This is a genomic window from Paenibacillus sp. 32O-W (genome assembly GCF_007679495.1).
Taxonomy (GTDB): Bacteria; Bacillota; Bacilli; order Paenibacillales; family NBRC-103111; genus Paenibacillus_L; species Paenibacillus_L residui.
Genome location: NZ_VEGP01000033.1, coordinates 1 through 14,600, shown reverse-complemented (window position 1 = coordinate 14,600; position 14,600 = coordinate 1). Strand labels below are relative to the sequence as shown.

Annotated in this window: 13 protein-coding genes; 4 read left to right on the top strand and 9 right to left on the bottom strand. The window is 51.4% G+C overall.

What is annotated here, in order from left to right; translation table 11 throughout:
- The first annotated feature begins 25 nt into the window (after positions 1 to 25).
- On the top strand, positions 26 to 544 hold the full coding sequence (gene tpx / locus FS806_RS14230; RefSeq protein ID WP_144937660.1) for a thiol peroxidase: 519 nt from the start codon (positions 26 to 28) through the stop codon (positions 542 to 544).
- A gap of 97 nt (positions 545 to 641) precedes the next feature.
- Here tpx and FS806_RS14225 read toward each other — a convergent pair whose 3' ends face one another.
- The 8 genes from FS806_RS14225 to FS806_RS14190 all read right to left on the bottom strand — a co-directional run bounded on the left by FS806_RS14225 (position 642) and on the right by FS806_RS14190 (position 9,355).
- Positions 642 to 1,028, bottom strand: coding sequence for a DUF1499 domain-containing protein (locus tag FS806_RS14225; protein ID WP_144937657.1), 387 nt, complete (start codon positions 1,026 to 1,028; stop codon positions 642 to 644).
- A 205-nt stretch (positions 1,029 to 1,233) separates the two neighbouring features.
- Positions 1,234 to 2,163, bottom strand: a complete 930-nt coding sequence (gene pfkB, locus FS806_RS14220) for a 1-phosphofructokinase (RefSeq protein ID WP_144937654.1) — start codon at positions 2,161 to 2,163, stop codon at positions 1,234 to 1,236.
- A gap of 150 nt (positions 2,164 to 2,313) precedes the next feature.
- Positions 2,314 to 3,912, bottom strand: a complete 1,599-nt coding sequence (locus FS806_RS14215; protein WP_144937651.1) for a UDP-glucose--hexose-1-phosphate uridylyltransferase — start codon at positions 3,910 to 3,912, stop codon at positions 2,314 to 2,316.
- A gap of 95 nt (positions 3,913 to 4,007) precedes the next feature.
- Complete coding sequence (gene galE, locus FS806_RS14210) at positions 4,008 to 4,994, bottom strand: UDP-glucose 4-epimerase GalE (protein ID WP_144937648.1); 987 nt, start codon at positions 4,992 to 4,994, stop codon at positions 4,008 to 4,010.
- Between the two features lie 137 nt (positions 4,995 to 5,131).
- Complete coding sequence (locus FS806_RS14205; RefSeq protein WP_144937646.1) at positions 5,132 to 6,295, bottom strand: galactokinase; 1,164 nt, start codon at positions 6,293 to 6,295, stop codon at positions 5,132 to 5,134.
- Positions 6,296 to 6,299: 4 nt separating this feature from the next.
- Positions 6,300 to 7,172 (bottom strand): class II fructose-1,6-bisphosphate aldolase, encoded by an 873-nt coding sequence (gene fba, locus FS806_RS14200; RefSeq protein ID WP_186328364.1) that lies wholly within the window; start codon positions 7,170 to 7,172, stop codon positions 6,300 to 6,302.
- A gap of 264 nt (positions 7,173 to 7,436) precedes the next feature.
- Positions 7,437 to 8,210, bottom strand: a complete 774-nt coding sequence (locus tag FS806_RS14195) for a DeoR/GlpR family DNA-binding transcription regulator (protein WP_144937639.1) — start codon at positions 8,208 to 8,210, stop codon at positions 7,437 to 7,439.
- A 152-nt stretch (positions 8,211 to 8,362) separates the two neighbouring features.
- On the bottom strand, positions 8,363 to 9,355 hold the full coding sequence (locus FS806_RS14190) for a hydroxyacid dehydrogenase (protein ID WP_144937635.1): 993 nt from the start codon (positions 9,353 to 9,355) through the stop codon (positions 8,363 to 8,365).
- A 447-nt stretch (positions 9,356 to 9,802) separates the two neighbouring features.
- Here FS806_RS14190 and FS806_RS14185 point away from each other — a divergent pair, with 447 nt between their 5' ends.
- Positions 9,803 to 10,453, top strand: a complete 651-nt coding sequence (locus tag FS806_RS14185) for a helix-turn-helix domain-containing protein (protein WP_144937633.1) — start codon at positions 9,803 to 9,805, stop codon at positions 10,451 to 10,453.
- 379 nt (positions 10,454 to 10,832) lie between these two features.
- Here the strand turns inward: FS806_RS14185 and FS806_RS14180 are convergent, their stop codons facing one another.
- Positions 10,833 to 12,197 (bottom strand): extracellular solute-binding protein, encoded by a 1,365-nt coding sequence (locus FS806_RS14180; protein ID WP_144937630.1) that lies wholly within the window; start codon positions 12,195 to 12,197, stop codon positions 10,833 to 10,835.
- Positions 12,198 to 12,407: 210 nt separating this feature from the next.
- On the opposite strand from FS806_RS14180, the gene FS806_RS14175 reads away from it, so the two are divergent.
- The gene (locus FS806_RS14175; protein WP_260982092.1) at positions 12,408 to 13,436 is read left to right on the top strand and encodes a Gfo/Idh/MocA family protein; all 1,029 of its coding nucleotides are present in this window, start codon (positions 12,408 to 12,410) and stop codon (positions 13,434 to 13,436) included.
- Between the two features lie 153 nt (positions 13,437 to 13,589).
- Positions 13,590 to 14,435 (top strand): AraC family transcriptional regulator, encoded by an 846-nt coding sequence (locus FS806_RS14170; protein WP_144937625.1) that lies wholly within the window; start codon positions 13,590 to 13,592, stop codon positions 14,433 to 14,435.
- Positions 14,436 to 14,600: the final 165 nt, after the last annotated feature.

Below are 14,600 nucleotides of genomic sequence, written 5' to 3'. Positions count from 1 at the left end.
TTCCCTAAAGGAGGAATTGTTCATTATGGCTCAAGAACGCGCCAATGCCGCAACTTTGAAAGGCAATCCGATTACTCTGATCGGCAGCGAATTAAAGGTGGGAGATCAGGCTCCTGATTTCACTCTTAACCAAAGTCTTGTTGATACGGCTTCCTTGTCCGACTATGCGGGCAAAATCAAGCTGATCAGTGTCGTTCCTTCTCTGGACACCGGCGTCTGTGATGCGCAAACCCGCAGATTCAATGAAGAGGCCGGCAAATTGGGAGACAACGTCGTCATCCTTACAGTCAGCGTAGACCTGCCGATGGCTCAAGCCCGTTGGTGCGGCGCGGCCGGTGTGGATAAAGTGGTCACCTTATCCGACTATAAAACACGCTCATTTGGCGAAGCCTACGGCGTGCTGATCAAAGAGCTTCAATTATTGATGCGCTCTATCTTCGTTCTCGATGCGGACAACAAGATCCAATATGTTGAATACCTGAGTGAGATGACCGAGCATCCTAACTATGAAGCGGCTATCGAAGCCGTCAAGAAACTGGTCTGATTGCGATAAATTCCATACGAAAAGCGGGGGAAAACGAATTTTCCCCCGCTTTTCGTATACTCAGATGCCGCTGGGGTCCAGCCGGCCGGCGGCCGGCTCAAGAAATTTTATAAGCCGACAGCCTGCGATCCAACGCATTGTAAATATCGAGGATAGTCCGGTAATTGGAGCCAAGGTCCCCGAGCGACCCGCGGGAAGCGGAATAGATATCGACGGCGCTTTTAACCGGAGTGATGGCAAACAGGGTCAGGGTAATGTCCTGCCGACGTCCCGTAATCGTTTTCTTCTCGACCACGATTTCCCCGACATTAGGGACTTCATGCAGAATTTTGTACCCGTTGATTTTCTTGAGCGTACTTACGACCTCTTCCCAAAGCTTGTCTTTGGAAAGCTTGTAGTACCTTGTTTTTAACAAAGGATCTTTCGCTTTTTCTCCTGTTTGCTCGTGGCTCCGCAGCAATCCGACCAATGTTCTTTTCAACAAGTGTCCTGCCCCCCCAAAATGACAAATGTCGGTCTTCATCCGACAGTACTTTAGTCCATATTACCATTCTTTTGCTTGAAGAAAAAGAGAAAGGTGAAAACATATTCCCAAAATAAAGAGCTTTCATGAAATTTCACCCTCCTCTATAATCAATCCTCCGGTTCATCCGGCCGAAGAACGTATCTCAACCCCAGAATCCCGGAGATTACAGAAGCTCGATACTAACCTCGGCGATCAGCCTTTGCACATCATCCAGCCGCACGTTACCGGCCTCTTCCGTCAAAGCGTTAGCCGAACCCGAGGCGGTGGCCAGACGAAGGCATTCTTCAACAGGCAGACCGCGGGCTACACCTACGGCCATGCCGGCAACGAAGGAATCTCCGCAGCCAACCGTATTAACCGCTTCAATGCGGGGAGCTTTAACGCGGTATAATTGTCCTTCCACTCCTGCCAACGAGCCGTTCTCGCCAAGTGACACAACCACACAGGCTATCCCCCGCTCCATCAGCCCTTGAACACTGTCATACAAATCACTTTCCTTCTCCAGCGGATGACCGATGATCTTGGCCACTTCGTCCTCGTTAGGCTTAATGAAATACGGCACTGCTTCGATGCCGGCAAGAAGGGCGTCCCCGCTCGTATCCAGAAAAACTTTGGCCCCGGCTGATTTCGCCGTTGCGATCAAGCGGGCATAGAAGTCCGTGGGCACCCCTGCAAGCAGACTGCCGGAGAAGCATAATATGCCGGAACGCTCCGCCAGCTCCTTCACCTTCGCTTCCATCGCTGTCTGGTCCATCTGGGCCGCAGTCGGTCCCTGCTCCAAAATTTCGGTAGATTCCCCTGAAGAACGATCAATAATATTCAAGCAAATACGGGACTCGCCTTCAATCGTGACAAAATCATGGGAGATCCCCTGCTCGGTTAGTTTCTTCTCGATGAATCGGCCATTGCTGCCGGCAATGAATCCGGTTGCAAGTGAAGATTCCCCGAGCAGATGGATGACTCTGGCTACGTTGATGCCTTTGCCTCCCGGAAGAGCATGCATTTTCGGAACTCTCGTCACTTTCCCCAATTCAAACCGGTCTACGTAATATGTTTTGTCAATCGCCGCATTGAGCGTTACTGTTGTTATCATGGTCCACCCTTCTTTGTTCAGTGCATAAGCTTCTTCGTTGCGTAGCACCTTGAGTAATCGTATTTATTTGAACTATAGCATTGCTGGTTGGCTGCACACAAAGGGGCCGTAAAGAACTTCGTCGCCCCGTCTGTGCGGCTATCGGTCGTTTTATCGGAGCACAAACCCGGCATGGAACATAAAGCTGCGAAAAGCGTCCTTGCCTGCGCTATTCCGTTTGAACACACCCGCATCCTCGAGTACCTGCATATACTTTCGGCCAACCTCCTGCCGAAGGACGGCAGCCGCTTCCGCCTCGCTCATCCGCGTTCCATGCTCTTGTGCCAGCTGCCGGATCCAAGCTTGATGCGGCTGCAGGGGATGCCCTTCCGGCCATTCTGCCACTGGAGCTTGCCCGCTAAGGATGCCGCTGATCATGCGGAGCTCCTGCTGCAAGCGTCCGGGTAGAACGGCGAGTCCCATAACCTCGATCAGCCCGATGTTCTCCTTCTTAATATGATGCAATTCCCGGTGAGGATGGAATATTCCCAGCGGATGCTCCGGAGACGTTCGATTGTTGCGGAGCACCAGATCGAATTCCCATTCCCCCTGGGCATTCCTGCGGGCGATCGGTGTGATGGTGTTATGAGGGGTAAGTGTACCGTCTTCCTCCCGGCTGAACGCAAGGATATCGGCGGATTCATCGCTGTACCCCCGCCAGACTTCCAGCAGCGTATAAGCTAAATCAGTCAACTCTCCGGAATTCGGGCCGGAAATGCGGATCACCGACATAGGCCACTTCACGATGGCCGCCCGGATGCCCGGATAGCGCGGATGTACGAATTCCTCCTCGCGCGCGGCCACCTCCATCGCGAACCGGTGACGTCCCCCTTGAAAATGATCGTGGCTGAGAATCGAACCGCCCACGATCGGCAGGTCGGCGTTGGACCCGATGAAATAATGCGGAAACTGCTCAGTAAATTCCGCCAGCCGGATAAAGGTATCCTTAGTCAGCTTCATGGGAACATGCTGTCCGCTTAAAATAATGCAGTGTTCATTGTAATAGACATAAGGAGAATATTGAAAAAACCAGGATTGGCCTGCAAGCTTCACCGGAATGATCCGGTGGTTCTGTCTGGCCGGATGATTGACCCTCCCGGCATAGCCGACATTCTCCGCACAGAGCAGACATTTCGGATACCGGCTCTGCGGCATGCTCCGTTCCAGCGCAATTTGCTTGGGGTCCTTCTCCGGTTTGGACAGGTTGATCGTTATTTCCAAATCGCCATAGTCTGTCGATGCCTGCCAATATTCATTCTGGCGGATCCGATCCATCCGGATATAATTGGAATGCTTGGAAAGGCTGTAGAACCAATGTGTCGCCGCTTCGGGCCCTTTCTGCTCCAGCAAACGGGAGAACTCCCGGATGATCTCGGATTGCCGGGGCATCAGCAGCCCCATCATCCTGGCATCCAACAAATCCCGATAAGTCACCGTGTTATCCGACAGCAGCCCCTGCCCGGCAGCATAATCCAGGAGAGGATTCAGCAGCGGCATCGGGCTGTCTCCAGCCAGATCTTCTTCAGGAGGAAATAAAGTATCCAGGTCACCATCGCAAGGCTCCTCAATCTGCAGCAGATCGAGAAGAGCATTCGTTACAGGAATCCGATCCTCTTCTTCAATAAGCCCCTTCGCTTCCCCGAAGCGGACAAGCCGCGCCAACCATTGGGCTGCCTCCGTTTTGCTTATGTGGCCGTTGTTGTTATGCATCGATCCTGCCTTCTTTCCTCACATGATCATAAATATTGTAACTTAGCCGGTCGCATCCGGTCATAGACCGGCTTTAAGCTTGACAACGGATCCTTCTATTCCGTGAACCCATCCGGGTGCTGACGATGCCAGTTCCAGGCGGATTCTACGATCTCTTCCAGATTGTCCCTCCGCGGGCTCCAGTTCAATTCGCGCTTGGCCTTCGCCGATGAAGCTATCAGCACTGCCGGGTCTCCGGCTCTCCTCGGTTCGAGCACGGCAGGAATCGGATGCCCGGTCACTTTCCTGGCCACGTCGATCATTTCCTTGACGGAAAATCCTTTGCCGCTTCCCAAGTTATAAACCGAGCTCTCCCCGCCGCTTCGCAGTCTCTCCAAAGCGAGCAGGTGAGCATCCGCCAAATCGGATACATGCAGGTAATCCCGGATACAAGTACCGTCCTCAGTCGGATAGTCATCACCAAAGATGGATACATGCTCCCGCTTACCAAGCGGAACCTGAAGGATAAGCGGGACCAGATGAGTCTCCGGAGAATGGTCTTCCCCGATCCGGCCGCTATGATGAGCTCCTGCCGCATTGAAATAACGCAGCGCGACATATTTGATGCCATGAGCCGCATCGAACCACTTCATCATTTTCTCCATAGAGAGCTTCGTCTCTCCATAAGTATTCGTCGGCTGTGTCGGTGCGGTTTCCTCAATCGGCACCGTCTGCGGCTCGCCGTAGGTAGCTGCCGTTGAGGAGAAGACGATGCGTTTCGTTCCGTACTTCTTCATAATTTCCAACAGGCGCTGCGTACCATAGACGTTATTGTCGTAATATTTGGCCGGATTCTGCATGCTCTCTCCAACAAGAGAGTATGCGGCGAAATGAATGACGGATTCGATGTCGTTTTCCTTGAACACCGTTTCCATGAATTCCTCATCGCGTATATCTCCCACATAAAGCTTGCCGCCCAGCAGCGCTTGCCGGTGTCCTTGACTGAGATTATCGACGACGACTACTTCTTCCTTGGCATCAATAAGTTCTGCAACCGTATGGGAGCCTATGTAGCCGGCTCCGCCCGTGACCAATACCGCCATTTGCGTATTCCCTCCGTTCTGTATACGTCATGGCACTATAACCTCTTAAGCCCGTTTACCTATACCGATGGGAGTGAGATTCCAGGTGCCCTATCATTCTGCTTGTGCCGCAACGAAATTGGTACTGTTATTCCTTATTACAGCTCGCTCACTCCATTGCCTATGTTCCCCACATAGAAGGACGCTTCCAATCCGGTACGCTCGCGGTAAGAGGCCCCTACCCGCTCAATGAATCCGTCTACGGCATCCTCCCGGACCAGCGATACGGTGCAGCCGCCGAAGCCTGCTCCCGTCATACGGGAACCCAGCACTCCCTCTACCCCCAGAGCCTCTTCCACCATGACATCCAGCTCAAGGCAAGTGACTTCATACAGATCACGCAAGGAATTGTGGGAAGCGGTCATCAATCGGCCGAACTGCTGCAGGTCGTTCCGCTTCAGGGCATTCACGGATTTCAGCACACGGTCATTTTCTTCAATGACATGCTGCGCTCTTCTTCGAACGCCCTCGTCCCGGATCAGCGATTGAGAGGACCGGAATTGAGCCAGATCCAGCTCTCCCAGCAGCTTGAGCCCGGGATACTCCGCCCGCAGCTCTTGTACCGCCTGCTCGCACTGACCTCTTCTCGTATTATACTCCGAATCGACCAGTCCTCTGCGCTTGTTCGTATTTCCGATAACGAGCTTATAGCCTTCACTGTCGAAGGGAACATGCTCATATTCGAGGGTGCTGCATTTCAATAGAAGGGCGTGGTCCTCTTTCCCCATGGCTACGGTAAATTGATCCATGATCCCGCACTGCACTCCGAGAAATTCATTCTCGGATCGCTGGGCGACGAGCGCCAGCTCCACCCTGTCGATCGGATGTCCTTCCATGCTCATGAATCCGAAAGCGGTGACCAATTGAAGCGAAGCAGAAGAGGATAATCCGGCTCCATTCGGAATATCGCCGTAATAATAGACGTCATAGCCGCTGAAGGAATAACCGTTCTTCCGCAGATGAACGAGAATTCCTTTCGGATAATTGATCCAATCCTCCTCCTGCACATATTTCGCCTGATCCAAATCAATGATCCCGCGCACCTCGAAGTTAGCGGATGCAAGATGAATCTCCCGATCCTGCCTCGGCCGAATCAGCATTGTAGTACCGAAGGTTAGCGCTGCCGGAAAAACATAGCCTCCGTTGTAATCCGTATGCTCTCCAATCAAATTCACCCGCCCGGGTGCATAAAAACAACGGATTGATTCGGAGGAATCTCCGAACAATCCGATAAATTGATCAATCAAGTCTTGGCGGTTCATTAGCTCACCGTCCCGTCAAATCTCGTGCTTTGCCAATGCAGCCGCACAGACGCATCTTTTCAATAGCCGCTTCCTTCAATGCCTTCTTGGCCGGCACCATATAGGATCTCGGATCATTCTCCTCCGGATTGGCAGCGAAAACGGCCTTAATTGCATCGGAGAATACGATTCTAAGCTCGGTAGCCACATTCATCTTGGCCATTCCCAAGGATACGCAGCGCTTGACCTGCTCCTCCGGAATGCCCGATCCGCCGTGCAGCACGAGCGGCACGTCCACTTTATCGGCAATTCGCTTGATCCGGTCGAAATCGATCTTGGGCTCCCCTTTATAAATACCGTGTGCCGTGCCGATAGCCGGGGCTAACGTCGGAACTCCGGTCAGTTCCACAAACTTGGCGCATTCGTCCGGGTCGGCCATCAGCGCTTCATGTTCGGCCACGACGATATCGTCTTCCACGCCTCCGACCTTGCCAAGCTCGGCTTCAATGTTGACGCCGGCCGCCTTGGCCACCTCGACAACCTTCAAGGTTTGTCTCACATTTTCTTCAAAAGGAAACTTGGAAGCGTCAATCATAACGGAAGTATATCCGGCGCGGATACAGCGGACGATCAAATCAAAATCGGTGCAGTGATCCAAATGCAGGGCAATCGGAACGCTGGACAGATTCGAGGCGACCGTAGCGGCCGCAGCAATATATTCGGGGCCGAGATGCTTGACGGTGCCTACCGTCGATTGAATAATTAACGGAGATTGAGTCTCCTCCGCGGCCTCTACCACCGCTTGAAGCATCTCCAGCGTATGGACGTTAAAGGCTCCTATACAGTAGCCGTTCGCTCTGGCTTCTTGAAGCATTGGAGTGGATGAAACTAATGGCATGATAAGTCCCCCTTATAGTATTAAGTGATGCAGTGCTCTTGCTCATGAAATGTTACAAGGTTTTACAGCTTTGCTGTCATGCAAGCGGAATGCTATTGGCAGCTATTCGCGGATAGGAAAGACAGGTTCCGGAATTAGCCTGACGGACCAACGATCTTTCTTTTGTGACAATTTGCTTTCGTTTACTTTCATTTATATTGTACTGCAATTCAGGCGGAGTGACAATGATTTTTTGTCCGCGCGCCATGTCTGGAGCCCCTTTTTCTATACGAGGATAAGCTCGATGCCGAGGTCCTCGATCCGCCGAGCATCCTCATCGGACAACTGCTTGTCGGTAATTACCGTGTGCACAACATCCAACGGCGCGATGTGGGAGAACATCACCTTGCCGAACTTGCTGCGGTCAGCCACCACAATGACTTGCTTAGCAATAGCAATCATCTGCCGGTTCACGCTTGCCTCCAACAGATTCGGAGTCGTCAGCCCTTCCGCGAAGTCGAACCCGTCCACCCCCATGAACAGCTTGTCGACGTTCAGCTTGGCCAGCGACTGTTCGGCTATCGGACCGACCATCGCAAACGATTTGGCCCGCAGCTTGCCGCCGGTCAGAATTACGTCCCATCCGGGAGGACTTCCGAGCTGCAGGGCGATGTTGACCGCATTGGTCACGACCGTTAAATCGGTCTTCCCCGTCAGCTTGCGGGAAAGCAGCATATTCGTGGTCCCCGGTGTCAACAGAACCGATTCCTCATCCCCGACGAGCTTCGCTGCCGCTTCGGCAATCCGTTCCTTCTCCGCCGCGTAAGCCCCCGCCTTCTCGGAGAAGGATAGCTCGCGGGCCGTTTCCGGAAAAGCCGACTTCAAGGCCATGGCTCCTCCATGGGTTCGCACGAGCAGCTCTTTCTCCTCCAGCCTCTCCAAATCTCTTCTGACCGTTACCGGGGAAACCCCCAGCGCTTTGCTCACCTGGGCTACCGTCACCTTCCCTTGGCGGTTGACCATCTCGACTATTTTAATTTGCCGTTCTTCCGCAAACATCCGTTACCTCCTGATCCAATTCCAGCCTTAAATGATCGTTTGTGATTATTACTATTCGTTTGTGATCTTTTTTCTACTTCCCATTATAACGTATTCAAAAAATAAAGACAGGTATATTAAAGAAATTTTTAATATACCTGCCCCAATTTATTTTAAGCAATCGTATGGAGTTTCTGCAGATTCACTTCGCCATCCATCGGCTCCCGGTTGAGGAAACGGCGGATTTCGTCAACGGAATATTGTCCCATTCTTTGCTTTCCGTTATTGACCGCTCCGGCAATATGAGGAATCAGAATGACATTCGGCAGACGCCGGAACGGATGGTCCTGCCGGGGAGGCTCCGGATCGGTCACGTCGATGCAGGCTGTAAACCTGCCCTTCTCCAGCTCTTCCGCAAGAGCATCCTCATCAATCAGACTGCCGCGGGAAGTATTGATCAGTACCGCATCATCTTTCATCAGAGCCAGCGTTTCCCGGTTAAACATCTTATCCGTCTCGGGAATTGAAGGGGCATGGATCGAAACGACATCGGAACGAACCAGCAAATCCTCCAGGCTGACTTTCGTCGTTCCCATCGCTTCCGCCTCCTCCTGGCTTACGAATGGATCATACAGAAGGATGTCGACATGGAAATTTCTCATCAGATGGATATAATGGCGGCCTGCCCGGCCTGCTCCCACGACTCCTATCGTTACCCCGTAGAGCTCGCGGATTTTATCCTTATCTTTGTTCCATTCGCCTTCCCTGGTATTTCTGGCAAGCTGCCACATGTTCTTAAGCGAGGTAATCGTTAATCCCAACGCGGTCTCCGCTACACCGATCCCAAGCGCCCCATTGGCGCTGCTTACCCTTATGCCCTTGGCCGCCATTTCGGGACTGACAATCCCTTTAACGGTTCCCGCTGCGTGCATCACAAGCTTCAAATCGGGCGCGTAAGCAAGAATCTCCTCGTTTATTCGCGGACTGCCCCAAGTTGTAATAACGATATCCGCCCCTTTAATCCATTCCTTCGCCTCTTCGGGAGTCGGACTGTGCTTGGCTTGGCTTTCCCTTAACGTTCCCAGCTGACGAAGCTGGTCCAAATGATTTGGCGTAAAAATCCCGCTCAACACTTCACTGCCCGCCAGCATTACTATTTGGCTCATCTGCTTTAGCTCCTTCTTTGGCTTAATGTATCACCTGGGTCATACTTGACCTATATCTATCACAACCTCATCATAATGTAGACTAGAAACGAATGTCAATCCCGTATGGAAATAAATCAAAATATTCATTTTCTTCACTAGTGTATATGTAATGCATTTTCTTATAAAGTAGATTTCTGACCGAAGTCTGATGCTTTATTCCTTTCGCACAAAGCCTTGTGGACCGGCGAGACAAAACCAATGCTCCTGAATAGCTAAAATATCAAGCCCCTCCGTTCCTATGTAAACCCGACGCCCTCCCTATTGCGAGTAATATCCTCCCTATTGCGAGTAATATCATTTCAGGATATACTAAACACAAATTCGGTCGTGAAGAACACGCCGCTTCGATACATCGTATCGGGGCGGCGTGTTCTTTTATCCTGTGATTTAAAGGAGTGAACTGATGTGTCAAGATTTCTGCAAAAATATGAGGAATGGATGCAAAAAAACATTATACAAGAAACCAATCAACGAAGGCGTGAACGGCTTGAGAAGAGCCTGGGCCACGGCACGATGGAATTTTTGCGTTCCGTTTGGTTTCCAGCGGTTCAAAATTTTGACAACCTGTATCCCGAATGGGAGGTGTGCGATTTCCATAATGGTTACCGCTATATTGATTTGGCCTATATGCCGGGAGGCGTCAAAGGGGGCATCGAAATCCAAGGCTACGGTTCTCACGCCAGGGATCTTGATGTCAAACGGTTTAAAGATTTATGCTGGCGTCATTGTTTGCTAGCGCTGGACGGCTGGGTATTCTTACCAATCGCTTATCCTTCTATTCAGGATGAACCTTGGCGATGCCAGCAGCTCGTTCTTTCCTTCATCGGAAAATTCATATCCATAGATACGCCCTTCCAATTGGCGTATCTCGAAGCAGAAGCCGTACGCTTCGCCCGGCGTTCGCTGCGTCCGTTCACCCCTCGGGAATTGGCCGAACATTTGCGGATTACGGACCGTCATTCCAGACGAATTTTGCATAAGTTGGTTGATCTGGGGCTCCTAAGAGTAACCAGCGGAAACATGAGGTATCGGATGTACGGCTTGCGGACTGAGTGAGGTGTCGATTCATTGTGGAAAAGGGTACAACAGGATGATTGTACAGGATTGATTGTACTTGTGAAAAGTCCATAAACGAAAATGTAACGGACCTGGGAGATCCTATTTCGTTAAAATAGGCCGGCTTTTTTAGACTAACGGACCCAGTTGCTCTTATTGCATTGAATTCTCCTACTTTCGCACGCATTTCTTGAGAATAAGGTCATTCGAGTCCGTTAAAATTACACGAAAGGCCTTCTGGAGCAATTAAGGTCTCTCGGGTCCGTTAAAACCGAAGCGCGCAGGGAATACATAAATCCAGGCCGGTTGTTGGCATCTATCTAGAATATCGCACAACTGCGTATCAACTGGGGGTTGAGCTACAGCTGCTCTCAAGCCGCTAACCACTCAGGCATCGCTCCAGACTCTCGCACAGCTGCTGTTCGTCGCATAACCCCGACCAATACATTTTGGCCTGCTGAGTCATCCTCACAATGTCATCGTTGGACAATCCAAGCTCATCATAGAAGCTGAAGGTCGGCGCCACCTCCCGATACAGATGAAATCTCTGCGGCCGGTAATGGGAATCGGGGCCGGTCCATTCCGCTGCCGGCTTCAGGGCGGGAATGCTTAATGTGTTCTTCCGCACAGCCAATTGCGCAGGGTATGAGGTCAAGAAATCGATCAGCTTGCGGGCGGCCTCCTTGCGGGAAGAATTCCTATTCACAATCAACCCTATGACAAGCAGCAAGGTTTTGCCGTTGCGAAGGTGAGGGAGAGGGGCAATGTCCCAATCTCCCTTCATCGATCTGAGCCTATTCATGGCGAAATAACTGGTCATAATCATCGAAGCTTTGCCCTGCCGGAACAATTCCTCTGCATCGGACTCCTGGTCGAACATAGGCATAGTCCGCTGATTGACAATCAGGTCGCGGCAAACCTTAAATCCCTCCATCCAATCGGTGCCGCAGATTATCGGCCGACCGTCCGGTTCCTTACGCAGCGAGCCTCCGCTTTGCAGCAAGAAGACCGGCCACCGATTGCGGGATTGCAAATGAAAATAAAACCCCAGCCTTTCGTTCGGCCGAGTCAATTGGGAAGCGACCTGCGACAAATCCTGCCAGGACCAGCCGCTGTCCGGCTCAAGCAGCCCGTTCGCCCGTATATGCTCCCGGTTATAGCACAGGACCAGGGGAGAGAACAGAAACGGCTTCGCCATGAGTAAACCGTCTGCCGTAAAAGCATGGGTTACGTAAGGATACATGGAGGGATCGGGGGTCTGCTCCTCCAGCCAATCCCTTTCCTTCCCATCCAGGATCGATTGATAGGTCGGATAATTGACGGTTGCTGCATCCAGCAAGCCTGCCTCCAGGTATTCCTTGATTCCGACATCGCCCGCAATGGGAACGGCCTGCACCCGGATTTGCGGATATTGCTCCTGAAACAAGGTCAAGAGGTGATGAAGATCAGCTTCATAAGCCATCGATTTATAATAGCCAAACCTAACCGTTAATGTCCCGCTATCGTCGGGCCGAGTCACCCGGTTGCCCACTTTGGGCACCTTTACGATCAGCCCTTCCCGAACTAAGACCTCCAGCCCTTTACGAACGGACCGGTTGCTTAGATGGAACTGCTCACCGAGCGATTTCTCGGAAGGCAAATAATCTCCGGTCTGCAGCTTGGAGGTAAGAATATCTTCTTTTAATCGGTTTACCATTTCATCCAGCCGAAGATGAAAGGTTTTACGGCTTGGTTTATCTGCCATGAGTTCTGTTCACCATCCACTTCAAAGATCCGGGAAATAACTGAATCCTTCACTTGACTTCAACATTACATAAACAGGCCAACGATAGTCAAAAGAATGGTCATTCCGGTTAACGAGAATCAAGTAAAGGCCATTCGGATGTGCTAGGCTATCCCTAGGAATCAGATCCTTCACAGGATGCCAAATGACTTATTGAAGAGGTGAATGGGCATGAGAAAGCTAAGATTTGCCATCGTGGGCGCAGGAGTGATCGCTCCCTTCCACGCCAAGGCGATAACGTCCAACCCGCAAGCCGAGCTGGTAGCCATTGCTGATGTAGAGGAGCCCAAAGCAAAGAAGCTCGCTGAGGAATTTTCCGTTAAAGACATTTATACCGATTACGAAATCATGCTGCAGAGAGAAGATATCGATGCGGTTTCCATCTGCGTTCCCAGCGGACTGCATGCGGAGGTTGCCATCGCTGCCGCCGAAGCAGGCAAGCATATATTTTGCGAGAAGCCGCTTGATATTACCGTTGACAAAATGGATCGGATGATCCGCACGGCAAGGGAGCGCCAGGTCAAGCTCGGGGTTGTCTATCAGCGGCGCACCTTTCCCGCTGCCATCGCAACCCGCAAGGCGATTCAGGAAGGCAAGCTGGGCAAGCTGGTGCTGGGCGATGCCTACCTGAAATATTACCGCAGTCCGGAATATTACCGGAGCGCCGGCTGGCGGGGTACTTGGGAGCTGGACGGAGGAGGAGCCTTGATGAATCAGGGAGTTCACGGAGTGGATTTGATTCAATGGATGGTCGGGGACGTCGAGTCGGTCTTCGCCTATTCCGCGCCGCTCGTTCGCTCGATTGAGGTCGAGGATACGGCTGTTGCCGCCATCAAGTATAAAAATGGCGCCTTCGGGGTTATTCAAGGAACGACCTCCGTTTATCCCGGAATGGAAACACGCTTCGAGATCCATGGAGAGAACGGAACGATCATCTTCGGAGACAGCGGGATCAAGCAATGGAGCTTCGCCGACTCCCAGGAGGAAGCCCCGCAGGTAGAAGGAACTTTGGCCGCCAGCAGCAGTGCCACGAATATTTCTAACGACGGCCATTTCGTACTGGTCGATGATCTGATTCAAGCGATCCGGGAGGACCGCGACCCGATGATTACCGGGGAAGAAGCGAGCAAAGCCGTCAAGCTCATTCTGGCCATTTACGAATCAGCCCGCACAGGTCGGGAAATCAAACTCGATTATTGATTATGCTCGCAGCAGGAGCTCCATGATGGCCCCCTTCCGATGAATTTGTAGTATAATAAGTCCCAAACGGGATAGATTTCGCGGCGGAAATTCAGGCAAGATTTGTTCATCGCTGCCGTCTTAAGGAATCTGCCATTCATCGGGAGGATCCATATGTCCAGCGCTTCTTATCCATACCCGCTCCTTAACGGATTTGTCTATCGAAACAACAGGCCGATCATTCGGCCTTCTTTCCATTCCCACAGCCAATATGAAATTTATTATTTTCACAGCGGCCGCTGCAGCTATATGTTGGGAGATCAGGTCATCGACCTGGTTTCGGGCGATTTTATACTGATGAACGGAATGACGCCGCATTGTCCCAAAATAGACCCGAGTGAAGAATACGTAAGGAGCAATCTATCATTTGATCCTTTCTTCATAAATATACTGGAGGAGAAACCGCGTAATCTGGAGCTGCTGAAGCCGTTTCAAATTTTGAGAAACCATCATCTTCGTCTGAACGGTCACCTCAAGTCCGCAATGGAAGAGCTTCTGCAGCGCCTTCACTGCCATTACGGCCGAACCGATTTATTCTCCTATCACCGGCTGAGACTGACCTTTATCGAGCTTCTTCTGTTCATTTATGAAATGTGTCAGGAGGAAATGAACAAGCGTATGGAGGCGCCGCAGGAGAAAGAAAAGATCGTGCAGAGCATTCTTGCCTTCATTGAAAGCCGTTACACAGAAAATATTCATCTGGATCAACTGGAAGATGCACTGCATCTGAATAAGTATTATTTGGCCAAGTTGTTCCGTGAGGTGACCGGACAGACGATCTTTACCTATCTGTATCAGAGGAGAATCAACCAAGCGAAAATGCTGTTCATGCTGGATCGCAACCAATCGGTCACAGAGGTCGGATACCTCGTCGGGTTCAAGCATCCGGCTCATTTCAGCCGTCTCTTCAAACAGCAGGTGGGCATGACCCCCGATCAATATCGCAAAAAAATTAAATAACCGGTTGTTGAAACTATAATCCGATTTTGACCGAACGTCCATGACCTTCACACCTTTCAGCGGCTCAAACACGAGCAAGGACGTCGCAAAAGACGAGGTCGAGTAGGCGGGGCCTTTCCTTCGAGGATTGTGCCCCTTACCCCTCACAGATCCGTACGTGCGCAA

Coding starts and splice junctions, on each gene's coding strand:
- fba (WP_186328364.1), bottom strand. CDS start 7,172: ATGCCATTAGTTTCATCCACTCCAATGCTTCAAGAAGCCAGAGCGAAC.
- FS806_RS14190 (WP_144937635.1), bottom strand. CDS start 9,355: ATGAGCCAAATAGTAATGCTGGCGGGCAGTGAAGTGTTGAGCGGGATT.
- FS806_RS14195 (WP_144937639.1), bottom strand. CDS start 8,210: ATGTTTGCGGAAGAACGGCAAATTAAAATAGTCGAGATGGTCAACCGC.
- FS806_RS14205 (WP_144937646.1), bottom strand. CDS start 6,295: ATGAACCGCCAAGACTTGATTGATCAATTTATCGGATTGTTCGGAGAT.
- galE (WP_144937648.1), bottom strand. CDS start 4,994: ATGGCGGTATTGGTCACGGGCGGAGCCGGCTACATAGGCTCCCATACG.
- FS806_RS14180 (WP_144937630.1), bottom strand. CDS start 12,197: ATGGCAGATAAACCAAGCCGTAAAACCTTTCATCTTCGGCTGGATGAA.
- FS806_RS14215 (WP_144937651.1), bottom strand. CDS start 3,912: ATGCATAACAACAACGGCCACATAAGCAAAACGGAGGCAGCCCAATGG.
- pfkB (WP_144937654.1), bottom strand. CDS start 2,163: ATGATAACAACAGTAACGCTCAATGCGGCGATTGACAAAACATATTAC.
- FS806_RS14175 (WP_260982092.1), top strand. CDS start 12,408: ATGAGAAAGCTAAGATTTGCCATCGTGGGCGCAGGAGTGATCGCTCCC.
- tpx (WP_144937660.1), top strand. CDS start 26: ATGGCTCAAGAACGCGCCAATGCCGCAACTTTGAAAGGCAATCCGATT.
- FS806_RS14170 (WP_144937625.1), top strand. CDS start 13,590: ATGTCCAGCGCTTCTTATCCATACCCGCTCCTTAACGGATTTGTCTAT.